The organism is Yimella sp. cx-51 (genome assembly GCF_017654605.1).
GTDB lineage: Bacteria > Actinomycetota > Actinomycetes > Actinomycetales > Dermatophilaceae > Yimella.
Map to the genome: position 1 here is coordinate 158212 of NZ_CP072113.1, position 21921 is coordinate 180132.

Annotated in this window: 18 protein-coding genes; 7 read left to right on the forward strand and 11 right to left on the reverse strand. The window is 66.7% G+C overall.

Going from position 1 to position 21921, the window contains the following annotated elements; genetic code table 11:
• Positions 1-149: 149 nt before the first annotated feature.
• On the forward strand, positions 150-893 hold the full coding sequence (locus J5M86_RS00765; protein WP_188061678.1) for a sulfite exporter TauE/SafE family protein: 744 nt from the start codon (positions 150-152) through the stop codon (positions 891-893).
• A 65-nt stretch (positions 894-958) separates the two neighbouring features.
• On the opposite strand, the gene fgd is transcribed toward J5M86_RS00765, so the two are convergent.
• Entirely contained in the window at positions 959-1963 is a 1005-nt protein-coding gene (fgd, locus tag J5M86_RS00770) for a glucose-6-phosphate dehydrogenase (coenzyme-F420) (protein ID WP_188061677.1), read from the reverse strand.
• A gap of 100 nt (positions 1964-2063) precedes the next feature.
• On the opposite strand from fgd, the gene J5M86_RS00775 reads away from it, so the two are divergent.
• The 3 genes from J5M86_RS00775 (at position 2064) to J5M86_RS00785 (ending at position 6769) form a co-directional block, all read left to right on the forward strand.
• A complete protein-coding gene (locus tag J5M86_RS00775) occupies positions 2064-3281 on the forward strand; it encodes a DUF4921 family protein (protein ID WP_188061676.1) in 1218 nt (405 codons plus the stop codon).
• Between the two features lie 352 nt (positions 3282-3633).
• Positions 3634-5481, forward strand: a complete 1848-nt coding sequence (locus tag J5M86_RS00780) for a phosphoenolpyruvate carboxykinase (GTP) (protein ID WP_188061675.1) — start codon at positions 3634-3636, stop codon at positions 5479-5481.
• Between the two features lie 268 nt (positions 5482-5749).
• The gene (locus tag J5M86_RS00785; RefSeq protein WP_208965068.1) at positions 5750-6769 is read left to right on the forward strand and encodes an IS481 family transposase; all 1020 of its coding nucleotides are present in this window, start codon (positions 5750-5752) and stop codon (positions 6767-6769) included.
• Positions 6770-7047: 278 nt separating this feature from the next.
• Here the strand turns inward: J5M86_RS00785 and J5M86_RS00790 are convergent, their stop codons facing one another.
• Positions 7048-8028 carry an NYN domain-containing protein gene (locus J5M86_RS00790; RefSeq protein WP_188060014.1) on the reverse strand — a complete coding sequence of 327 codons (981 nt, stop codon included), beginning with the start codon at positions 8026-8028 and terminating at the stop codon, positions 7048-7050.
• A 79-nt stretch (positions 8029-8107) separates the two neighbouring features.
• On the opposite strand from J5M86_RS00790, the gene J5M86_RS00795 reads away from it, so the two are divergent.
• Positions 8108-8308 (forward strand): hypothetical protein, encoded by a 201-nt coding sequence (locus J5M86_RS00795; protein WP_188060013.1) that lies wholly within the window; start codon positions 8108-8110, stop codon positions 8306-8308.
• Here J5M86_RS00795 and J5M86_RS00800 read toward each other — a convergent pair.
• Entirely contained in the window at positions 8295-9605 is a 1311-nt protein-coding gene (locus J5M86_RS00800; protein ID WP_188060012.1) for a M1 family metallopeptidase, read from the reverse strand. The genes J5M86_RS00795 and J5M86_RS00800 overlap by 14 nt on opposite strands.
• Complete coding sequence (locus J5M86_RS00805) at positions 9602-13441, reverse strand: Pls/PosA family non-ribosomal peptide synthetase (protein ID WP_188060011.1); 3840 nt, start codon at positions 13439-13441, stop codon at positions 9602-9604. The genes J5M86_RS00800 and J5M86_RS00805 overlap by 4 nt, the downstream gene beginning before the upstream one ends.
• 188 nt (positions 13442-13629) lie before the next feature.
• Between J5M86_RS00805 and argS the strand changes: the two genes are divergently transcribed.
• Positions 13630-15366 (forward strand): arginine--tRNA ligase, encoded by a 1737-nt coding sequence (argS, locus tag J5M86_RS00810; RefSeq protein ID WP_188060010.1) that lies wholly within the window; start codon positions 13630-13632, stop codon positions 15364-15366.
• Positions 15367-15412: 46 nt separating this feature from the next.
• On the opposite strand, the gene J5M86_RS00815 is transcribed toward argS, so the two are convergent.
• From J5M86_RS00815 to galE, 5 genes are all read right to left on the reverse strand, one after another.
• A complete protein-coding gene (locus tag J5M86_RS00815) occupies positions 15413-15826 on the reverse strand; it encodes a TA system VapC family ribonuclease toxin (RefSeq protein ID WP_208965069.1) in 414 nt (137 codons plus the stop codon).
• Between the two features lie 16 nt (positions 15827-15842).
• Positions 15843-16097: a type II toxin-antitoxin system VapB family antitoxin gene (locus tag J5M86_RS00820; RefSeq protein WP_188060008.1), complete on the reverse strand. Its 255-nt coding sequence runs from the start codon at positions 16095-16097 to the stop codon at positions 15843-15845.
• A 214-nt stretch (positions 16098-16311) separates the two neighbouring features.
• Positions 16312-18120, reverse strand: a complete 1809-nt coding sequence (locus J5M86_RS00825; protein WP_188060007.1) for an alpha/beta fold hydrolase — start codon at positions 18118-18120, stop codon at positions 16312-16314.
• Between the two features lie 105 nt (positions 18121-18225).
• A complete protein-coding gene (locus J5M86_RS00830) occupies positions 18226-18393 on the reverse strand; it encodes a type II toxin-antitoxin system VapC family toxin (protein ID WP_188060006.1) in 168 nt (55 codons plus the stop codon).
• Positions 18394-18513: 120 nt separating this feature from the next.
• On the reverse strand, positions 18514-19536 hold the full coding sequence (gene galE, locus J5M86_RS00835; protein WP_188060005.1) for a UDP-glucose 4-epimerase GalE: 1023 nt from the start codon (positions 19534-19536) through the stop codon (positions 18514-18516).
• Between the two features lie 23 nt (positions 19537-19559).
• Here galE and J5M86_RS00840 point away from each other — a divergent pair, with 23 nt between their 5' ends.
• On the forward strand, positions 19560-20132 hold the full coding sequence (locus J5M86_RS00840; protein WP_188060004.1) for a DivIVA domain-containing protein: 573 nt from the start codon (positions 19560-19562) through the stop codon (positions 20130-20132).
• A 4-nt stretch (positions 20133-20136) separates the two neighbouring features.
• Here J5M86_RS00840 and paaK read toward each other — a convergent pair whose 3' ends face one another.
• Positions 20137-21453, reverse strand: coding sequence for a phenylacetate--CoA ligase PaaK (gene paaK / locus J5M86_RS00845; RefSeq protein ID WP_188060003.1), 1317 nt, complete (start codon positions 21451-21453; stop codon positions 20137-20139).
• On the reverse strand, positions 21450-21893 hold the full coding sequence (locus J5M86_RS00850; protein ID WP_208965070.1) for a hotdog fold thioesterase: 444 nt from the start codon (positions 21891-21893) through the stop codon (positions 21450-21452). Before J5M86_RS00850 ends, paaK begins: the two co-directional genes overlap by 4 nt.
• Positions 21894-21921: the final 28 nt, after the last annotated feature.

A 21921-nucleotide genomic window follows, 5' to 3' on the forward strand; every position in this document is an offset into this window, starting at 1 on the left:
TGCCGGAGCCTCCCGAACCCACAAACCGGACGCATATCGCACGCTACCGACCGGTAGGCGTGCGATATGCGTCCGGTTTGTGCCGGGGCGGGAGGGTCGAGCGGGCTGCCCCCTATGGTGGGCGCGACCGGCTGAGGGAGGGACGACGGATGGACCTGGCACTCGCGTCGGTGCTCGGTCTCGTCGTCGGCATCGTGACGGGCGCGGTGGGCGCCGGCGGGTCGATCCTGACCATCCCGGCGCTCATGTATTTACTGGGTCAGAGCCCGAGGGCCGCAGCGATCGGATCGCTGATCATCGTCGGTGTTTCGTCGATCGTCGGGGTCGTGCAGCACGACCGGGGCGGACGTGTGCGGTGGAAGGACGGCCTGACCTTCTCCGCGATCGGTGCAATCACGGCCGTCGTCGGTGCTCAGGCCGCCGGGCTCGTATCCGACTGGGCTGCAACGGTTTCCTTCGCCGTGCTGCTGCTCCTGGCGTCGGCGGCTCTGGTCAACACGGCGGGGGTCGAAGCCGACCGTCGACGTCCGGGCTGGATGGTGATCGCCGTCGCGGCGCTTGCCGGCCTGCTTACGGGATTTTTCGGGGTGGGCGGCGGATTCGTGGTCGTGCCGGCGCTGATCCTGGTGCTCGGTTTCAGTGCCGCGGACGCGGTGGGCACGTCACTGCTGGTGATCGCGCTCAATTCCTTTGTGGCACTGGTGTTCCGGCTTGGTCACACCGACGGTGTCGACTGGCCGGTGATCGTCGCCTTCGGCCTCACGGCGTCGATCGGGGGTGCGTTCGGCTCGCGGATCACCGCACGCCTCGACCCGAAGGTGCTGACCAACTGCCTGGCTGTCGTGCTGACCGTGATCGCCTCGGCGATGCTGGTGGAGCAGGCGATCACATAGCGCGTCCTGGGTCGACGAGCACGCCATCGAATCGGCTGAGGAACCTGCGGCCGACGATCAAACGGTCAGATGGAACGCAGCGGGTCGACGAGGTCGCGCTCGAACTGCTCCAGGAATCGGCGCTGGTCGTGCCCGGGTGCGTGGAAGACCAAGTGGTCGAAACCGGCGTCCACGTAGGGCTTCACCTGCTCGATCACCTCGTCGGGGGTCGAGGCGACGATCCACCGCTTGGCCACCTGCTCGATCGGCAACTCATCGGCCAGGCGCTCCATCTCCCGGGGCGAGTCGACGCTGTGCTTCTGCTCCGGCGACAATGACAGCGGCGCCCAGAAGCGTGTGTTCTCAAGCGCTTTCGCCGGGTCGGTGTCGTACGAGAGCTTGATCTCGATCATCTTGGCGAGCTTGTCGTACGACCGCTTGCCGAGCTCGGCGCCTTCGCGCACCGCCGGCAACAGCTCGTCGGTGTAGAGCGACATGCCCTTGCCCGAGGTGCAGATGAAACCGTCTCCCATGCGTCCGGCGTACTTCGCGACGGTCGGTCCGCCGGCGGCGACGTAGACCGGCACACCACCGTCGGGTACGTCGTAGATCGAGGCGTCCTGGGTGCGGTAGTAATCGCCCTCGAAGGTGACCTCGTCGCCTTTCCAGAGTTGCCGCATCAGGCGTACCGATTCGCGCAGCCGAGCGAACCGCTCCTTGAAGGGCGGCCACTCGCCGGTGAAGCCAGTGGCGATCTCGTTCAGCGCCTCGCCGGTGCCGACGCCCAGCACGACGCGGTCGGGGTAGAGGCAGCCCATGGTCGCGAACGCCTGCGCCAACACGGCCGGGTTGTAGCGGAAGGTGGGCGTCAGCACGGACGTGCCGATCGTGATGTCGCTGGTGAGCGCACCGACCGCTGACATCCACGCGATGGAGAACGGTGCGTGCCCGCCGTCGTGCCGCCACGGCTGGAAGTGGTCGCTGACCCACACCGACTGCATGCCGTGCTGCTCGGCAGCCACGGAGATGTCGACGAGTTCGCGCGGACCGAACTGCTCGGCGGACGCCTTGTATCCCAGGGTGAGTGCCATGACCCGAGCCTAGGGTCCGGCACTGTCACCCCAGTGGGTTGCACCCGACTGACTACTGCGGTGGCGGTTGACGCAGGGCGAGGTCTCTAGGCTGAACGGCATGGAGCCATTGCTGCGACTGCCCGATGGCACCGTCAAGCAGATCAATCCCTTCTCCGGCACCGAGGTCTGGACTGTGCCAGGGCGCGGCAATCGCCCACTGCCGAATGTGGTGCGGGACGTGCATTCGCTCACCGAGCACGAGCTGCGCCACCGCTGCGCATTCTGCGAGCAGCGCTACCTGGAAACCACGCCCGAGCGGGCCCGCTGGACGCTGTCAGACAACGGATTGCGGGAACACCACGGGCTCACCGTGGACGAGGTGGTTGCGGCGTCCGCTGACTTCCGCCGAGTGCCGAATCTCTTCGAGATCCTCTCCTACGACTACTGGAACCTGAACTACGGCTACACCGGTGGACGCGAAGCACTCCGGCGCGAAGAGCATTACCTGTCAACCGAATTGGGACGCCGACACGTCAGCGACATGGTGCAGGCGAGGCTACGTGCACAGGGGCTTGATCTGGAACTGAGCGAAGGCGTCGTCACGGCCCAGTCGCGGGGTTTCTTCGCCGGTTGTCACGACGTGATCATCGCCCGACGGCACTTCGTTGACGGCGCGACGCGTACTGACCAACTCGCGTCGTCCGGCACGCTGAGCGTGGCCGAGCACGAGGCCTTCGTGCGGGCGACGATCGCAACCGCGCAACAGCTGTACGCCGACAACCCTCACGCGCGGTACGTGTCGATCTTCCAGAATTGGCTCGCGCCGGCCGGCGCATCGTTCGAGCATCTGCACAAGCAGGCCGTGGCCATCGACAGGTTGAGCCGGCGGATGCAGCGCGAACTGAAGAAGCTACGCAAAGAACCCGACATCTATCGCCGCCTCGGGCCCGAGCTTGCCCGCCGGCACGGCCTGGTGATCGCCGAGAACGAGCACGCGATCGCGTTCGCCGGCATCGGCCACCGTTACCCGGGCATCGACGTCTACACCAAGGTCGACGGGGTGCCCTGGGAGCTAGCTCCTGAGGTCGTGCGCGACTGGTCAGCGCTGGTGCGAACCGTCCACGCAGCCACCGGACCGCTGGTGCCGACCAACGAGGAGTGGCATCACCAGCCTCCCGGCCTGACCGGTGTCAGCGCGCCGCTGCGCGCTGTTATCAAGTGGCGCATCAACACCCCGGCCGGGTTCGAAGGTGGCACAGGTGTATTCGTCAACACCATCGATCCCTGGACGCTGCGCGACCGCGTCGTCGACCGAATCGCCGATCTGCAGCATTGAGCTCGCCGGGTACGTCGATGCACTGCCGCGCGGACGTCAGTTGATCGGACGCGCGGCAAGTTCGGTCGACTGAAGACAGGCTCGACAGGGAAAGTGCCTGGCGAGAGCCGACGGCTCCAGCAGTTGGCCAAATCGCCAAGAAGGTAGAAGTTGAACACTTGATTGAACTATTTACTAGCCAATTGTCAAGTCCATTCTTGGGCTAGCAAAGTGGGGGTCATGTCAACCCAAGGGTCGGGGCGTGGGATTCTGGTGGCCACCACCGAGTACGCTGAGTACTAGGCAGAGTAGTAGCAGGACGATGGCGTCCCGGCGGCGTCATGTCCTCGCACCCACCGAGAGGACTGAACCGATGGTTGATGTGGCGGCGGCGCTGGAGGCCGGTGGCCTGACGAACCCCCACGTGCGTGAGTACGTCGAGCACTGGGCCGAGATCACCGGCGCAGACCGGGTTGAAGTCGTGGGTGCAGAGGATGACGCCCGACTGATCCAGGAATGCCTGGACGCCGGCGAACTGCAGCCGGCTGGAGAGGGTCTCTACTACTCGCGAAGCTACGAGAAGGACACCGCGCGCTCCGAGGAGCGCACGATCGTCGCGACCAACACCGAGAGTGACAAGGGCGTCTACAACAACTGGCGCCCCGCTTCGGAGATGAAGCCGATGATGGTCGAGCGCATGACCGGCGCATCCAAGGGCAAGACGATGTACGTCGTCCCCTATCTCATGTCGCCGCAGGGTGCCCCGTTGGAGAAGTACGCCGCCGGCGTCGAGCTCACCGATTCGCGCACCGTCGTCCTGCACATGATCCGCATGGCCCGGGTGGGCGCGAAGTTCATCAACGAACTCGCCGAGCCCGACCACTTCGTGCGCGCAGTGCACGTCACCGGCGACTTGGAAAACCTCGGCCAGGGCACCCCGGACGATCAGCGCTACTTCGTCACGGTCGCTGACGAGCGCACCATCCTGCACTTCGGTTCGTCCTACGGCGGCAACGCGCTGCTGGGCAAGATCGCCCATGGCCTGCGCCTGGCGGCCTACGACGGTTGGGCCTCCAAGGACTTCCTGTCGGAGCAGTTCATGCTCATTGGTATCAAGGACAAGAAGACCGGCAAGGAGTACCACATCTGCGGTGGCTTCCCGAGCGCCTCGGGCAAGACCAACCTGGCGATGATGCTGCCGCCGGACGCGATGGGCGACCGCTACGAGGTCTCCTTCTACGGCGACGACATCGCGTGGCTGTGGGTGGGCGACGACGGCAAGCTCTACGGCATGAACCCCGAGTACGGCGCGTTCGGTGTCGCCAAGGACACCAACGAGGTGACCAACCCGACGGCGCTCGCCTCGATCGCTCCCGGCACCGGTTCGATCTTCACCAACATCGCTTACAACGAGAAGACCCACGAGGTGTGGTGGGAAGGCAAGACCCCCAGCCGCCCCGCGGACGAGGACGGCTGGCGTGACTGGCGCGGCCAGCTCATCTCCGAGCGTGCTGACGCCGAGAAGGACGCCCCCTGGGCGCACCCGAACAGCCGCTTCACCACGACGCTGGCCAACGTGCCGAATGTCGCCGACGACTACGAAGACCCCAAGGGTGTCGCCATCGACGGCATCATCTTCGGCGGACGCACCCGCGACCGTGAGCCGCTGATCCGCGCGATCGACGATCTCGCCGAGGGCGTGTACGACGGCCTCACCCTCGGGGCCGAGGCAACTGCTGCGGCTGACGGCAAGGAGGGCGTGCTTCGGTACGACCCGATGTCGATGCGTCCGTTCATGTCGTACGGCGAAGGCGACTACGCCCAGCATTGGCTCGACATCGTCGGCGCCGTGAAGGACAAGCCGATCTTCGCGCACGTCAACTGGTTCCAGCGCAGCGAGCAGGACGGACACTACCTGTGGCCCGGCTACCGCGAGAACCTCCGTCCGCTGCTGTGGCTGATGGCCCTCAAGGACGGTGAGGTCGAAGGCGTGCAGACGCCGGCCGGCATCATCCCCAAGGAAGAGGAGCTCGACCTCGAGGGGCTTGACCTCCCGCAGGCCGACCTCGACAAGGTGCTCTCCATCGACATCCCGCGCTGGCAGGAGGAGATGGGCTACCGCGAGGAGCACCTCAAGGCCTTCGAGCGTCTGCCCGAGGAGATCTGGGAGGCGCACCGCCGCGTCGCCAAGGCTTTCGACGAAGCCGCCTCGCAGGACTGATCAGCATTCCGCCGCTCGCCCCTCACGGCCCGTGAGGGGCGAGCGGTCTTTTGTTGGATTGCGTGAGGGCGATGCTGCTGTCGTCGTGACGTTTGGTGTCGCTGCTCTGCTCGTCTGCAACCGCAGGGTGCTCGGCGCCGAGGTGGAGTGCTAGTTGTACTGACCCGGGACGTTAGGTACGGGCTCGGCTTGTCGGCGTGACATGAGGAAGACCTCCGAGTGAGGTGTGGAGCTGTCTAGGAACACACCCCTCACCACGGAGGTCTTCATGTCCCACGCTAACGCGCTGCTGACGCCGCGCGGTCGACTGTTGCTGGCTCGGTGCGTCGTTGAGGACGGATGGCCGCTACGGCGGGCAGCGGACCGGTTCAACGTGTCGGTCACGACCGCGAAGCGGTGGTCCGACCGGTACCGGGAGCAGGGGCCGGCCGGGATGAGCGACCGGTCCAGTCGGCCGGTCTCGTGCCCGCACCGGACGGTACGGCGTCGGGAACGGCGGGTGGTCGGGATGCGGGTCGCGCGGCGCTGGGGACCGGCGAGGATCGCGTACCACCTGGGGATGAACCCGGCCACGGTGCAGCGGATCCTGACCCGGTACGGGTGCCTGCGACTGTCGTGGACCGATCCCGCAACGGGGGTCCCGGTGAGGGCTCGACGCCGTCAAGTCGTGCGGTACGAGCGGGACGCGCCGGGAGACCTGGTCCATGTCGATGTCAAGAAACTCGGCCGGATCCCCGATGGTGGCGGGCACCGGATCCACGGCCGATCAATCGGCGGTCGTAACTCCAGTGCGCACCGCGAGGCCGACCGGCCACGCACCGTCCACGGGCGCCCCAACCTGGGGTACGCGTTCTTGCACCACGCGGTAGACGACCACTCCCGCTACGTCTACTCCGAGATCCTGGCCGACGAGAAGAAGGAGACCGCGACCCAGTTCATGTCCCGGGCACTGGCGCACTTCGCCTCGATCGGGATCATCACGACCCGGGTGATGACGGACAACGGGGCCTGCTACCGCTCGAACGTGTTCGGGAAACTGTTGGCAGACAACGCCATCAAGCACAAACGGACCAAGCCGTACCGGCCACAGACCAACGGCAAGGTCGAACGGTTCAACCGCACCCTGCAAGAGGAATGGGCCTACGCCCGCCCGTACGCCAGCGAGACCGAACGCGTCGCCGCGTTCCCGGCATTCCTGCACACCTACAATCACGACCGCGGCCACACCGCCCTCAAAGGCGACTCACCCGCCGACCGCGTACCCAACCTGGCGGGTCAGTACAGGTAGTCGGCGGATTCTGCGGGAGTCGCACCAGGTTTCGACGCGAGCGGCTTCGTTCCTCAGCTGCTCGGCTCATCCAGCGGGGCAGTAGGCAGCGCGAGTTGGGTGTGAAAACGCGAGTTGGGTGTCGCAGCGGGAGGTAGGGCTCTCGCTGGAACACCCAACTCACGCTGGAACACCCAACTCCCGCCGATACACCCAAGTGACCAGCTCTTCCACCAGAGGCGTGAAGCTCTCGCGGTGAGCGAACCTCCGTCACCGGCTGTCTGTCGGCGGTTGGAGGATCAGCCGTGCAGGGCTTCGGCCGCTTCCCAGAACTTCGTCCGCAACCTGAAACGGGCCGGCTCGCCGATCTCGTAGGCGCCCAGCTTGCTGGACAGGTCGACCAGCATCGCACGGTCGAGCTCGGGCGGGATCGACGGCTTGCGGGCCAGCAGGCGCTCGCGGTCGGCGGGGGAGGCCGAGCGCATCCAGGACGAGGTAACTGCCTCGGCAACCGCGGTGATCGCCTGCTCCTCCTCGGCGGTCACCAGCAGGGCGGGGTCGATCGAGGAGTAGTCGATGGGGACGGCCGTCGGCGCCGGACGGTCGACCTTCTTGGCCGGCATGTTGGCCGGGCTGAACTTCGGCGCATCCGACGGAACTTCCTGTGGCACATCGGACTTCGCTTCCTCCACGACCGGCTCAGTCGAGGGGGCGGGTGCCGGAGCCGTCCGGACGAAGACGGTGTCGTCGATGATCTTCGGGTCGACGAGCGCGACATCGTCGGCCTCGCGCCACAGGTGCTTGGAGACGCCGTTGGGCTTGTCTTCCTTGTCGGGCACGGCCAGCACGATCACCTGCGCGCCGAGGTGCTGCGCCTCCTCGACCGCCTCGGTGAGGTCGTCGTCGCCGCTGAGCAGGTAGACGATGTCGACGATCCGGTTACGGCTGTGCGTGGCGAGGTCGAGACCGATGCGCAGGTCGACGCCCTTCTGCTCGCCGCCGTACGACAGGCGTCCGAGCCGGAGTTTGACGCGGGGCAGCATGCCGATGCGTTCTTGCTGTTCATCGGGGTTGCCGCCCGGACGGCCGCCGGAGTCGTACCAATTGACCCGCAACAGCGGTAACCGGCTCTTCTCCTCCACCTGGGCCACGAGCTTCTCGATCAGCCGCTGGTGGTCGACCACCACGCCGGCCCGCAACGAACTACCCGAGACGCGGGTCGCGGCAGCAGCCAGCAGGTATCCGGCGTCGATGTAGAGGGCGCTGTAAGAGCGGGGCATCGCAACTCCTTGTTCGTTTTCCCCGACCTTATGGTATGGTCGTGAAGGGCGCCGGATAGCGTTGTTCTCAGGGGTGAATATGGACGACAGCAGGCTGGTACGACAGAAGAACTGGTCGCTGGAACCCGACTGGGTGATGATCGTGACGATGATCGTCGCGGTCGCGAGTGGCTTCGTGTTCGACCTGGGTTGGTGGTCCATCGCGCTCCTGTCGACTGTGACCTACCTCGTCCTGGCCGGCGTGCTGAAGCTGGTGCGCAGCCGCTCTACGCCGCAGTGACTGGCAGCTCCGGCAACTCGGTGCGGTAGACCCAGGCATCGATCAGGTCGTCGATCGCGACTCCGGTGTGAGCCTGGGTGAACGCGACAAAATCGGCGGTGGTGACGTTCTCGCCGTTGTGCTCGGCGATCCACGCACGCAGCAGGTCGAAGAAAGCCTCATCGCCGAGGCGGCAGCGAACCGCATGCACCGTGAGCGCGCCGCGCTTGTAGACGCGGTCGTCGAAAACCTCGGCGATGCCCGGGCTGCCCAGGACGAGGTTCTGCGGCTTGCGCAGCAGGGCCGCGTGGTGGTGCGCGGCCTTCTCGGCCGTGCTTGGTCCGCCCGACTCCTGCGACCACAACCACTCGCTGTAACAGGCGAAGCCTTCGTGCAGCCAGATGTCCTGCAGGGTCTCCATCGTGACGGCGTTGCCGAACCACTGGTGCGAGAGCTCGTGCGCGATGAGACGCTGCGAATCCCATTGCCGGTTGAGGAAATTGGTGCCGAAGATCGACAGCGACTGCGCCTCGAGCGGGATCTCCAGGGCCTCGTCGGTGATCACGACGCGGTAGACGTCGAAGGGGTAGGGGCCGAACGTGCGGGTGAAGAATTCGAACATCGCGCCCTGGTCGGCGAACGCGTTGTCGTACGACCGGCGCCGGCTCGGCGGGATGGCCGCGCTCATCGGAATGTCGGCGGCGATCGGGATCTCGACGTACCGTCCGATCTGCACCGTCGCCAGGTAAGTGGCCATCGGTTGGCGCTGCTCGTAGGTCCACTCCACGCGTCCGGCCCGTCGCCGCGTGCCGGTGCGGATGCCGTTGCAGACCACCAAGTAGTCGGGGTTGGTGGCGATCTTGAAGCTGTAAGTGGCCTTGTCGGAGGTGCGGTCGTTGCACGGGAACCAGCTCGGCGCGCCACCGGGTTGAGCGGCGACGATCACGCCGTCGGTGAGTTCTTCCCAACCGGCGTCGCCGACCTCGTCCCTCACCGGCTTGGGGACGCCGCGATAGGTGACAGTGAGGGAGGCGCGGTCGCCTTCGTCCAGTTCCTTGGCCAGCTTGATGCGCAGTCGGCCATTGCGGTGCTCGTACTTGCTGATCTTCGGGCCCGTCACCTTGACCACTTTGAGGTGATGCAGGTCGAGAGTGACCTCCGACAGCCTCTTCAGCGCGCGGATCTGCAGCGTCGCGCGCCCGGAGAGGATGTTGTTCTCCAGCGCGTAGTCGAGGTCGAGGTCGTAGTGCTGCACCTCGTAGGAGGCGTCGCCGTGCCCGGGCAGGTAGGGGTCGACCGGCGTGCGATGCGGGCTCACGAGTCCTGCTCCATCCACGGACCGATCGGGTTGCCCAACCAGCGCGTCTTGTCGGGCACCGACTCGCCTCTCATCACCAACGACACCGGGCCGACGGTACTTGATCGACCCAGGGTTGCGGCGGGAAGGATGACGCTGTGTGGGCCGAGCGTGGCGCCTGAGCGGAGGGTGACGGCGTCCATCGACAGCACCCGGTCGTGGAAGAGATGGGTCTGCACGACGCAGCCGCGCCCGATGGACGCCCCGTCGCGCAGGTCGATCAGGTCGGCTTCTGGCAGCCAGTAGGTCTCGCACCAGACGCCGCGGCCGATCTTGGCGCCCATGCTGCGCAGCCAGATGTTGAGGACGGGTGTGCCGGACGCCGACCGTGCCAGCCAGGGAGCGGCGAGCATCTCCACGAAGGTGTCGGCCAGCTCGTTGCGCCAGACGAACGAACTCCACAGCGGGTGCTCACCTTGGCGGATGCGGCCCACCAGCACCCACTTGCTCAGGGTGGCCAGGCCGGACGCGATCGCGCCGCCGACCATGAGCACCGGCCCGACGGCCAGCAGCAGGACGAGCACGCCCCAGCGCTGCTGCACTTCCAGGAGCAGCGCCGCAACGGCCACACAGAGCCCGAAGGCGAGCATCACCGGGACGATGCGGCACAGCTCCACCAGGCCGCGGGCGATGCGCAGCTTGCGGGGCGGGGAGAAGGTGCGGGTGTCGTCGGTCTTGCTTGATTCACGGCGCAGTTTGACCGGCGGGCTGCCCAGCCAGGACGTACCCGACTTCGGCTTCTCGGCCTTGCCGGGCGCTGCTGACAAGACCGCCACCAGGCCGCGCTTGGGCACCTTGCGACCAGGCGCGGTCATGCCCGAGTTGCCGAGGAAGGCCCGCTTGCCCACCTTGGTGTGCTCGACCCGCATGCGTCCGTCGCGTAGTTCGTAGGGTCCGACGAGTGTGTCGTCAGCCAGGAAGGACGCCTCGCCCACCGAGACCAGCTTCGGGATCATCAGCACGGTGGACGCCTCGACGTCCTTGCCGATCGTGGCCCCGAGGGAGCGCAACCAGGCCGGGGTGAGGGCGCTGGAGTAGAGCGGGAAGAGCCAACCACGGGCCTCGTCCATCAGCCGCAGCGTGCCCCAGGCGCGCAGGGCCTGGCCGCTGTGCACGGGGTGGTCGCCCTCGGTCAGGCCGGCTTGCAGCATGCGGCCGAGCACCCAGATGAGCGCGACCAGTACGACGATTCCCACAGATCCGCCGGCCAGCACCGTCGGCACGGCCATCGCCGCGATGGAGCGATCACCGAGCACCAGCGAACCCACGTAGATTGCCGCCACCGTGGCGATGACCGGCAACGCCGCGATCAGCAGGGCGAGCAGGCCGTATGCGGCTGCGAAGAAAGGCCGGTGCTGTGGACGCTCGACCTCGCGTGGCTTGAGGCTCGCGAGCTTGGTGGCGGGTGCACCGCTCCAGGCCTCGTCGTCGGGGATGACGCCGAAGACACCCGAACCCGGCGCGACCTCGCTGCCTCGTCCGACCACCGATCCGGGAGTGAGGGTGGAGCGGGTGCCGACGCGTGCGCCGCGGCGGATGGTGACGTGACCGATGTGCAGACGGTCGCCGTCCAGCCAGTGGCCTGACAGGTCGACCTCGGGTTCGATGGCGGCGTCGCGACCGACGGTGAGCATCCCGGTGACCGGCGGGATGGTGTGCAGGTCGGCGTCCTGGCCGATCTTGGCGCCGAGCAGTCGCGCGTACATCGTCATCCAGGGCGCACTCGACAAACGGGTCGCGCCCGACTCGTCGGCGATCTTCTCCGCCAACCACAGACGCATGTGGATCTTGCCGCCGCGGGGATAGTTGCCCGGCTTGAGACCGGCCAGGGTGAGGCGGATCAGGCCGGTGGCCAACAAGATTCGTCCCGGCGGGGTGAGGAACACCAGCACCATTGGCGCGATCACCCACCACGAAGCGGTCGGCATGTCGCGGTCGACCAGCGGCGCACCCAGTGTGGTGCCGAGCAGCAGCCAGGCCACCCACCGCATGCCGGCCAGCGCGCGCGTGCCGAAGAGCCCGACGTGTTGGCCGATCTGGGTCTTCATCGGCGTCGGGGGCACAGTGCGCTCCCGGACGTTGCCCGGAGCGGCCATCGAATCCAGTTGTGTGGCAAGAGCGCCCACGGTCGGATACTCGTAGATGTCGGCGACCGTTACCTCGGGGTGGATCTCACGCAGCCGCGACACCATCTGCGCGGCGGTGAGGCTGCCGCCACCGGCTTCGAAGAAGTCGTCCTTGGGTCCGGCGACCACGACGCCGAGCACGTCGAGCCACAGGTCTGCCACCTGTTTGGCCGTACCTTCGAGCTCGACCGACTCCTGCCCGGCCGGACGTAGCGTCGGCACCGGCCAGGGGAGGGCGTCACGGTCGATCTTGCCGCTCGTGCGGGTGGGCAGCGTGTCGACCTCGGCCAAGCGGGGCACCATCGTCGCGGGGAGTGCGGCGCGCAGTTGTTCCATCGCGGCCGACAGGTCGAACCCGTCCTGGGTGGTGAGGTAACCGACCAGGATCTTGTTGCCGGTGCTCGTTGCGCGGATGGCAGCGGCACCGCCGGCCACACCGGGCAGGGCGGTCAGCGCAGCGTCGATCTCGCCGAGTTCGATGCGGCGTCCGCCGAGCTTGACTTGATCGTCGGCCCGGCCGGCGAAAAGGAGGCCGGCGGCGTCCTTGACCACGTGGTCACCCGAGCGGTACGCCCGTTCCCAGCCGAGCGTTGGCATTGGCGCGTACTTCTCGGCGTCCTTCTCCGGGTCGAGATAACGGGCCAAGCCCACTCCGCCGATGATCAGCTCGCCGGTCTCGCCTTCGGCGACCGGATTTCCCTGCGGGTCAACGACTTCCAGATCCCAACCGTCCAGCGGCAGGCCAATGCGCACCGGACCATCGCCGCCGAGTTGCGCACCGCACGCGACGACTGTGGCCTCGGTGGGGCCGTAGGTGTTCCAGATCTCGCGGGTCTCGGTGGCATAGCGGGTGCCGAGTTCGGGCGGGCAGGCCTCGCCGCCCAGGATCAGCAGACGCACCTTCGCCAACGCCTGGGACGGCCAGAGCGCCAGCAGCGTCGGGACGGTCGAGACCACGGTGATGTCGTTGGCCACCAGCCACGGGCCGAGGTCCATGCCCGACCTCACCAGCGACCGCGGCGCCGGCACCAGGCATGCGCCGTATCGCCACGCCAGCCACATCTCCTCGCACGACGCGTCGAAGGCGACCGACAGGCCGGCCATCACGCGGTCATCCGGACCGATCGGGTCTGCTTGCAAGAACATCCGCGACTCGGCGTCGACGAATGCCGCTGCGTTGCGATGCGTCACCGCCACGCCCTTGGGCTTGCCGGTCGAACCCGAGGTGAAGATGATCCAGGCGTCGTCGTCCGGCGTCGGCTCCTGCGCCTCGATCGGTTCTCGCCCCGCGGCGGCACGGAGGTCGAGGGCCAGGTCGTCGCCGTAGACCGCAGCGACATCGGCCTCACCGAAGACGGTGCGGGCCCGCTCGTCCGGGTCGTCGGCGTCGACCGGCACGTACGCCGAGCCGGCCGAGATGATGCCGAGAATCGCGACGTACAGATCAGTGGTGCCCGATTTGATGCGTACGCCCACCCGGTCGCCGCGTCCGATGCCGTGGGAGGCGAGTTCGCCAACGACCTCGCTCACTTGCTCGGCAAGCTCTTCGTAAGTGAGCACGGTGCGGCCGTTGTCGAGCGCCGGCGCCTCGGGGCACTCGGTGACCGTCTCGGTGAAGATGTCGACGAGGGTGCGGGGTGCGGGTGCGAGATGGCCACGCAGCAGAGTCACCGGAGCATCGCTTTCGTTTCAGGAGCAGGCGGGCCTCATTGTTCCGCAAGGTGCTCGGATACGCGTGAGTGTGTCGCGGTTCGGCGGCGTAACTCCCGGTGTTCACCTGCGCGCCAGTTGGGGTACTTGTAGGGCGCCCGCGAGCGCGTGGTGCGGCTCACCCCGGCGGGCCAAATAGAATCGCCGGCATGGTGGATCCCGTTGACGCTCTGACCGCGCACGTCCAGCAGGCCATGGGTGCCGCGCTGGGCGCTGAGTATGCGACCGGCGACCCGGTGATCCGTCCGGCCAACAAGAAGCAGACGGACGCCGACCTGCAGGTCAACGCCGCGATGGCGCTGGCGAAGAAGGTCGGCCAGAAGCCGCGCGATGTGGCGCAGTCGATCGTCGATCACCTCGATGCTCCTGAGCTCATCGAGTCGGTGGAGATCGCCGGCCCGGGGTTCCTCAACGTCACGCTGCGCTCGCAGTGGATCGCGCAGGCGGCGGCGTCCATGCTCGGCGAAGCAAAGCTCGGCACCCAGTTGCCCGCGCAGGAAACGATCGTCATCGACTACTCCTCGCCCAATGCGGCCAAGGAGATGCACGTCGCCCACTTGCGGACGACGGTCGTCGGCGACTCGCTCGCCCGCACGTTGGAGTTCTTGGGACACAAGGTGATTCGGCAGAACCACCTCGGCGATTGGGGCACGGCGTTCGGCATGCTCGTCGAGCATCTGCTCGAGGTGGGCGAGGGTAGCGACGAAGCCAAGTTGCTCACCACCGACCCGAACGCGTTCTACCGGGCGGCCCGCGCGAAGTTCGACTCCGACGAAGAGTTCGCCACTCGTGCACGTGCCCGCGTTGCCACGTTGCAGGGCGGCGACCCGGAGAGCCTCCGCCTATGGGGCGAGATCCTCGACCTCACCAAGGGCTACCTGCGCCGCGTCTACGATGAGCTCGACATCACGCTTACTGATGCCGACATCGCCGGGGAGTCGTCGTACAACGACGAGCTCGACGAGGTCTGCAAGACCTTGGAGGACAAGGGAATTGCCGTCATGAGCGACGGCGCCCTCTGTATCTTCCTCGATGGCTACACCGGACGCGACGACAAGCCGGTGCCGCTGATCATTCGCAAGTCGGACGGCGGCTACGGCTACCCGACCACCGATCTCGCCACCATTCGTCGCCGGTCATTGAAGTTCAAGGCCGACCGTGCCCTGTACGTCGTGGGTGCTCCGCAGAACCTCCACTTCCGCATGGTGTGGGAGGCCGCGGCCAAGGCGGGTTGGGTGCAGGGCACCACGCCCATCCACGTGCAGATCGGCAATGTCGTCGGCACCGACGGCAAGATCCTCAAGACCCGCTCAGGCGACCTGGTGTCGCTGCAGTCGCTGGTCGACGCTGCCCTGGAGCGGGCTGCGTCGGTGGTGGCCGAGTCGCGGCCCGATCTCGATGAGCAGACCCGCGCCACCATTGCCCACCAGGTGGGTGTGGCCGCGATCAAGTACGCCGACCTGTCGGTCAGCCACGACTCCGGCTACACCTTCGACCTCGACCGGATGGTCGCCTTCCAGGGCAACACCGGCCCCTACCTGCAGTACGCGACCGCGCGCATCCGGTCGATCCTTGGCCGCGCGGACGCGGTCGAGTTCAACGGCCCGATCGTCCTGACCGAAGCCGCCGAGCGCGCCCTCGCGCTGCGCCTGCTGGAGTTCGGTGCCGTGGTCAACCAAGTGGGCCAGACCCTCGAACCGCACCGCCTGGCCACCTACCTGTTCGAGCTGGCCACGACGTTCACGGCGTTCTACGAGGCCTGCCCGGTGCTCAAGGCCGAGGACGCCGCGGTGCGCGACTCGCGCTTGGCGCTCTGCAAGGTCACCCTCGACACCCTCGTCCAGGGGCTGGAGCTGTTGGGCATCCAAGCGCCTGAGCAGATGTAGGAGCTGGGCCGACTCGGTTGCCGGGGCACGAGACGTCGGGCATCGATCACTGCACTGGTCGAACGACCTCAATGTCTGCGATACGAGCGAAGTCGCGATCGAGCGACGCCACCTTTGCCCCAGCCTCCGCGGCGATGGCTGCCAGCACGACGTCTGGAACGAGGTCACCATAGGCGTCTGAACGTTCGGCGATGCGCTGAAGCAGCACAAGGTGACGAATGCCGGGCTCGAGTTGGATGTGCCCAGGTTGGCCGCGGAGCGCGTCGATAAAGGTGAAGGCGTCATGCAATGGGGTTGGCACTTTGAATACTCGCCGGTTGGTCGTGATTCTTAGGAACGAGCCCCACACAGTCAACGGCACGCCAAAATCTTCGCCATTTTCGACGACCTGGTCGAACCATGCGCGAACCGGCGAATGCTGCGGGTGGTCCTGGCGGTGCATTGCCAGCACCACGTTCACATCGAGTAGGAGCACGTCACCGCAGCCGATCGAGGGGCAGATCCTCGTCGAGCACCTCGTGGAGGACGCGATTAGAAGTCAGATCAATTCCAGGTTTGGGCCCGCTCCCCTTTGTGAAGACTGGAAGGGGAGGAGCGTCGGTCCGGACCTCGCTCGCAAAGTCGCGGCGGAGGGCATTCTCCACAACTGCACCCAACGTGATGCCCCGCTCGCGGGCGCGTTCGCGGGCCCGCGCGAGGAGTTCGTCGTCGATGGAGAGCGTGGTGCGCATGATGCTCATGCTAGTGCATCACCTGCATCAATCCGTTTGGCAGAGAGTTTCTTGCCATCTTTCTCCTCCACTTCGTGAACCAACGGCCATACGAAAAGTAGGCGGGCGCTCGACGTTCACGTGCACATGCCGTGCCGGCTGTGGATAACCGAGGCGGCTCCGCACACAGCGATGGGCGGGCCGAATCTTCGGCCCACCCATCACTGCTAACAGCTCACTCGCTGCCGGGTGCGGTGTTCTTCGGTGCGAGCAGTTCGTCCAGGATCGCGCCGAGCGCGGCCAGCAGCAGCTTCTTCCACTGCGGCGTCGGGTCGACCGGCATGGTCAGCTTCTCGCCTTCGGGCGTGATGCCGAACGAGTGGACGTCCTTCTCCTTCGGCAGCGGGATGCCCGGGCAGACGGCGTCCTTGTCGCTGAGCTTGCCGTTCTGCAGGAAGCCGTAGGCCTGCTGCTCGATGCAGAGGTTGCCCCCGGCGAGCACGACACCGTGGTTGCCCTGGTCGTCCGCGGAGAGGAAGCGGGTGTTGGTCGACGCCTTGTGCGCCTTCCAGCCGCCCTCGAAAGCGGTCGCCGGGTCAGCCTCCGACTGCACCAACAGCATCGTCGGTGCCTTGGAGGTGTCGACCTTCATGTCGACGGGCTTGTAGGGCCAGTAGGCGCACTCGTTGGCGTAATCGAACCAGCCGACGAGCGGATACTTCGGGCCGTTCTCCTTGGCGGAGCTGACGTACGACTGCGGGTCCTTGTTCCAGGACGTGTCGTTGCAGCGGATCGCCATGAAGACGGTGTTCTGGTTGCGGGAGTCTTCACGGGCGGTGGCCGACGATCCACCGATCGCGCCCTCGGCGGTACGCAGCGCGGCGGAGTCGCCGTCCTTGGCCTGCTTCAGCAGCTTCAACAACGCGCCGGCGCTCTGGAAACCGCGATCGCTGTAAAGCGTGTGGGCCACGATGTTGTCGACCGCGATCGGGTAGAACTTGCCGAGCTTGCCCTCGCCCGAAGCCTTGCGGATGTCTTCGTAGGAGGTGTTGACCTCGTCGGCCGTGCTGCCCAGACCGTACGTGGCGTTCTGGCGGGCCAGCCACGGCAGCAACTGGTCCTTGAACCGCCGCTGGAACGACATCGGCTGGCTACCAAAGCTGGTCTGCATCGTGCCGGTGAACTCGGTGTTGCTGTCGAGCACGAAGCGTCCGACCTGCTGCGGGAACATCGTCGCGTAGTACGCCCCGAGCCAGGTGCCGGCGCTCACGCCGTAGTAGTCGACGGTCGGCACCTTCAGGATCTGACGCACCAACTCGTGGTCGCGAGCGGTGTTGGCCGTGGTGATGTACGGCAGCAGGTCGCCTTCCTTGGCGACGCAGCGGTCGACGGTCTTCTTCGCTGCGGCCTGGAGGTCCTTGATGTCGCTGTCGGAAAGGTTGCGGTAGTCCTCTGCGTCGGTGCCGTACATCGAGCAGGTGACGCGCGTGCCACCCCCGACGCCGCGCGGGTCGACGCCGATCACGGTGTGGGTGGTGCCCAGCGGCGAGAGCGCCGCGGTGATCACCGAGAACGCGCCTGCCGGGCCACCGGGACCGCCCGGGTTGGTCATCAGGACGCGAGGATTCTCACCCTTGGCGGGCGTGGTGCGAGTGACCATGAGGTCGATCTCGCCCTTGCTCGGGTCGCCGTAGTCCTTGGGCGCCTTGATCTTGGCGCACTCCGAGCGGTCGTTGATCGGCGCGAGGTCACGCAGGCTGAACGAGGTGAGGCTCTTGACGTCCGGCGTGCACTCGTCCTTGCTCCACTGCACCTGCTGACCGGTGTACTTCGCGAGGTCAGCGCCGGTCGGCGAAAGCTTGCCGGTCTGCGTGGCCGAGGTGCCGGACGTGCCGGTGTTGCCATTGCCGTTCGTGCTCGTGCTCGAACTTGACGTGCTCGACTTCTTGGTCGTTGCTGTGTCGCCGTTACAGGCGGCCACCGACGTGGTGAGTGCGATGACCGCGGTCGCTGTCAGCGCGCGCTTCCCCCAGTTGTACGACATGTTTCCTGCTCCCTGATGACGGTGGCCTGCTCGTGAGGGTAGACGTCAGCCCAGGGCTGTGGGGTTCCGGCGTTCGACCGTTGAATCATCCGCAGAGGTGGGTGGTCAGCGAGCGATGAGAGTGATCTGGCAGAGAGGGCCGGTGGCGTTCGCAAGCCGGCGGTCAGCGGTAACCAGCGGAACATCGAGCGTCTCGGCGGCGGCCACGAAGAATGCGTCGTATGCAGTGAGGCTGTGGCGCAACTCCCACACGCGGGGAAGGAGCCCAGTCATCGGCAGTCGATCGATCGCCAACCGCCGTCAGAGGTTGAGCAGCTGCAGGCCGTCGGTTTCCTGCACGTGATCGCCCAGCACATGTCGCACAATGCTCGCAAGATGCGACAGTTGGCGCTCTCAGTCGGGATAGCCCTGTGGATTGGCCGACTGCCAGCGCCACGTGTCGGCACACATGTCTTCGACCGACTTCGTTGTGCGCCAGCCGAGTTCGGCTAGGGCGCGGCTGGGGTCGGCGTACGTGATGGGCAGGTCGCCGTCGCGGCGCGGACCGATCTCGTAGGGCACTGGCACACCGGTGGCGGCCTCGAAGGCCTTGATCATGCCGAGCACCGAGGTGGGCACACCGGAGCCGAGGTTGAATGCGCGCACCGGCTCGGTCATCGCGTCGATGTGCTCCAAGGCGGCGAGGTGACCGGCGGCGAGGTCTTCGACGTGGATGTAGTCGCGCTCGCAGGTGCCGTCGGCGGTGGGGTAGTCGTCGCCGAAAACAGTCAGCTTCTCGCGACGTCCGACCGCCACCTGCGAGATGAACGGCATGAGGTTGTTGGGGATGCCCTGCGGGTCTTCGCCGATCGTGCCCGACGGGTGCGCTCCCACCGGGTTGAAATAGCGCAGCAGCGCGACCTTCAGATCAGGCGTGGCCCGGGCGACGTCGGCCAGAATCTGCTCGTTCATCACCTTCGTCCAGCCGTAGGGGCCGCCGCCGGACTGCAGCGGGGTGAACTCCTCCTGGCAGGGCTGCGGCGCGGCGTCGCCGTAGACGGTCGCCGAGGAGGAGAACACCAGACGGTGGACGCCGTGTGCTTTCATCGCCCGCACCAACGAGAAGGTGCTGTCGAGGTTGTTGCGGTAGTACTTCAGCGGCTCGCTGACGCTCTCACCCACCGCCTTGTGGCCGGCGAAATGGATCACCGCGTCGAAGCGCTCCGACGCGAACAGCGCCTCGGTCTTGTCGGGGTCGCACAGGTCGAACGCGTGCAGCGGCAGATGGCCACCGGTGAGTTCTTCGAGGCGCGCAACGGCGGTGGCCTTGCTGTTGTCGAAGTCGTCCACGATGGTGACGTCGTGGCCCGCCCTCTTGAGCTGGACGACGGTGTGTGAACCGATGTAGCCGGCACCACCGGCGACGAGCACATGCATGTGCGTCACCTTACGGTGCCAAGATGGCTCTCGTGACTGCCGTGCCGTGGACCCCCGAACACGTCGCCGTCGTGAGTAATGCCCGCCTGGCCAAGAAGCGCGGCGGCTACAACTGCGACGACGTCGACAGGGTGCTGCAACACACCGTCGCTCTCATGCGCTCGCGTCGGCAGGTGCCGCCCGTGCCGGCGACGGGGCTGCGTCGTAGTTCGCTGCGTGAGGGTTACACGGTCGAAGCGGTGGACGCACTCTTCGGGCACATCGCGCAGTGGCAGGACGAGTTGTTGGCCCACTCCGCGTCGGCCGTCGCGGCCCCTGTGGTGGCGTCCGATGTCCGGCTCTCGTGGACGCCCCAGCAGATGGACTGGGTGCGTGAATCGAACTTCCGGCCGGCCCGCGGCAAACGCGGCTACGCCGAGGACGAGGTCGACAAGTTCCTGGACGAGGTGCTGCTGGCCATGGGCAAGGGCGAGGCGCTGCCCGACATCGACAGTGTGCGCTTCTACCCCCCGCGAGCCGGCCGCGCCGGTTACGAGGCGTTGTCGGTCGACCGGTTCCTGGACGAGCTCAAGCGCATCCGCCCGCTACGCGGCTGAAAGCTCAACGGTCGGAGCGCGAGTCGATGATGCGGCGGGCCTTGCCGACGGAGCGTTCGATGCCGTCCGGGCCGACGACGTTGACCTTGGCGGTCGTGCCGATCCGCGATTTCACCGTGTGAGCCACCTGCTGCGCCAGCCGCGCCCGGTCGTCCTGCGACAGCCCCTGCTCGCCCTCGACATTGATCGTGAGTTCGTCCATCCGGCCCGGGCGGGTGAGCACGCACTGGAAGTACGGCGTCAGGCCCGGGATCTCCAGCACGATCTCCTCGATCTGCGTGGGGAAGACGTTGACGCCGCGCACGATCATCAGGTCGTCGGAGCGGCCGGTCACCTTCTCCATGCGGCGCATCGACGGCCGAGCGGTGCCGGATAGCAGCTTGGTGAGGTCACGCGTCCGGTAGCGCAGGATCGGCAACGCCTGTTTGGTCAGCGAGGTGAAGACCAGCTCGCCCACCTGGCCGTCCGGCACCGGTTCGCCGGTCAGTGGATTCACGATCTCGGGGTAGAAGTGGTCTTCCCAGATGTGCAGGCCGTCCTTGCTCTCGACGCACTCCTGCGCGACGCCCGGACCCATCACCTCCGACAGCCCGTAGATGTCGGTGGCGTGCATCTGACCGCGCCGCTCGATTTCCTCGCGCATCGCGTTCGTCCACGGCTCGGCGCCGAAGACGCCGACCTCGAGTGGGAGCGTGGCCGGGTCGATGCCGCGCTTCTCGAGCTCGTCGAGCACCGACAGGAAGTACGACGGTGTGACCATGATCGCCCGTGCGCCGAAATCCTGCAGCAGCTGGATCTGCTTGTCGGTCTGGCCACCGGAGATCGGAATCACGGTGCAGCCCAGGCGTTCTGCGCCGTAATGAGCACCGAGCCCGCCGGTGAACAGGCCGTAGCCATAGGCCACCTGCACGATGTCGCCCGCACGCACGCCCGCTGCTCGCAGGCAGCGCGCCACCAGATCGGCCCAGGTGGAGATGTCGGCCGCGGTGTAGCCGACAACGGTCGGCTTTCCGGTGGTGCCGCTGGACGCGTGCAGCCGCACCACTTGTTCGCGCGGCACGGCGAAGAGCCCGAACGGGTAGTTGGCCCGCAGGTCAGCCTTCTCGGTGAACGGCAGCAGCCAGATGTCGTCCAGCGCCTTGATGTCTTCGGGGTGAACACCCTTGTCGTCCAGCGACTTCCGGTAGTGCGGCACGTTCGCGTAGGCGTTCGCCACGGTCTGCTGCAGGCGCTCCAACTGCACTGCGCGCAGCTGATCGATGGAGAGACGTTCGCCGTCGTCCAGCAGCGTGGAGTCGTCGCTGATCGGGGGCAAGCTCATGAGCGCTCCTTCTGTGCGATGCGGTCGGGCAGAGAGCGCGAACGGCCACGGAACTCGGCGATGAGGGCTCCGTCAGCCACCCGGGTGACGGTGACGTCGGTGATGCCGCTGCGCCCGAAGCGGGCGCGTTCGACTGCGACACAACGCAATTCGTCACCCAGGCGGGCGCTGGCGATGAAGCTGATGTCGGCTCCGGAGGCCACGGTCAGCTGGCCGGAGGCATTGCAGGCCAACGCGAAGGTGGAGTCGGCGAGGGTGAAGAGGTAGCCGCCGTGGGCGATGTCGTGGCCGTTCACCTCCTCGCGTCCGATCGGCATGGTCGTCTCGGCGAACCCGAGGCCGTCGCGCACTCCGACATCGACCAACTCGATGCCGAGCGCTGCCGAGGCGCGATCGTCGCGCCACATCTTGCGGACGTGGGAGAGATCCGATGAAGCCATGTGACGCATAGTTGCATATCTGCATGTG

Coding starts and splice junctions, on each gene's coding strand:
- J5M86_RS00830 (WP_188060006.1), bottom strand. CDS start 18,393: ATGACTGGGCTCCTTCCCCGCGTGTGGGAGTTGCGCCACAGCCTCACT.
- fgd (WP_188061677.1), bottom strand. CDS start 1,963: ATGGCACTCACCCTGGGATACAAGGCGTCCGCCGAGCAGTTCGGTCCG.
- J5M86_RS00780 (WP_188061675.1), top strand. CDS start 3,634: ATGGTTGATGTGGCGGCGGCGCTGGAGGCCGGTGGCCTGACGAACCCC.
- J5M86_RS00825 (WP_188060007.1), bottom strand. CDS start 18,120: ATGTCGTACAACTGGGGGAAGCGCGCGCTGACAGCGACCGCGGTCATC.
- J5M86_RS00850 (WP_208965070.1), bottom strand. CDS start 21,893: ATGGCTTCATCGGATCTCTCCCACGTCCGCAAGATGTGGCGCGACGAT.
- J5M86_RS00775 (WP_188061676.1), top strand. CDS start 2,064: ATGGAGCCATTGCTGCGACTGCCCGATGGCACCGTCAAGCAGATCAAT.
- argS (WP_188060010.1), top strand. CDS start 13,630: ATGGTGGATCCCGTTGACGCTCTGACCGCGCACGTCCAGCAGGCCATG.
- paaK (WP_188060003.1), bottom strand. CDS start 21,453: ATGAGCTTGCCCCCGATCAGCGACGACTCCACGCTGCTGGACGACGGC.
- J5M86_RS00840 (WP_188060004.1), top strand. CDS start 19,560: ATGGCTCTCGTGACTGCCGTGCCGTGGACCCCCGAACACGTCGCCGTC.
- J5M86_RS00790 (WP_188060014.1), bottom strand. CDS start 8,028: ATGCCCCGCTCTTACAGCGCCCTCTACATCGACGCCGGATACCTGCTG.
- J5M86_RS00785 (WP_208965068.1), top strand. CDS start 5,750: ATGTCCCACGCTAACGCGCTGCTGACGCCGCGCGGTCGACTGTTGCTG.
- galE (WP_188060005.1), bottom strand. CDS start 19,536: ATGCATGTGCTCGTCGCCGGTGGTGCCGGCTACATCGGTTCACACACC.
- J5M86_RS00820 (WP_188060008.1), bottom strand. CDS start 16,097: ATGCGCACCACGCTCTCCATCGACGACGAACTCCTCGCGCGGGCCCGC.
- J5M86_RS00765 (WP_188061678.1), top strand. CDS start 150: ATGGACCTGGCACTCGCGTCGGTGCTCGGTCTCGTCGTCGGCATCGTG.
- J5M86_RS00795 (WP_188060013.1), top strand. CDS start 8,108: ATGGACGACAGCAGGCTGGTACGACAGAAGAACTGGTCGCTGGAACCC.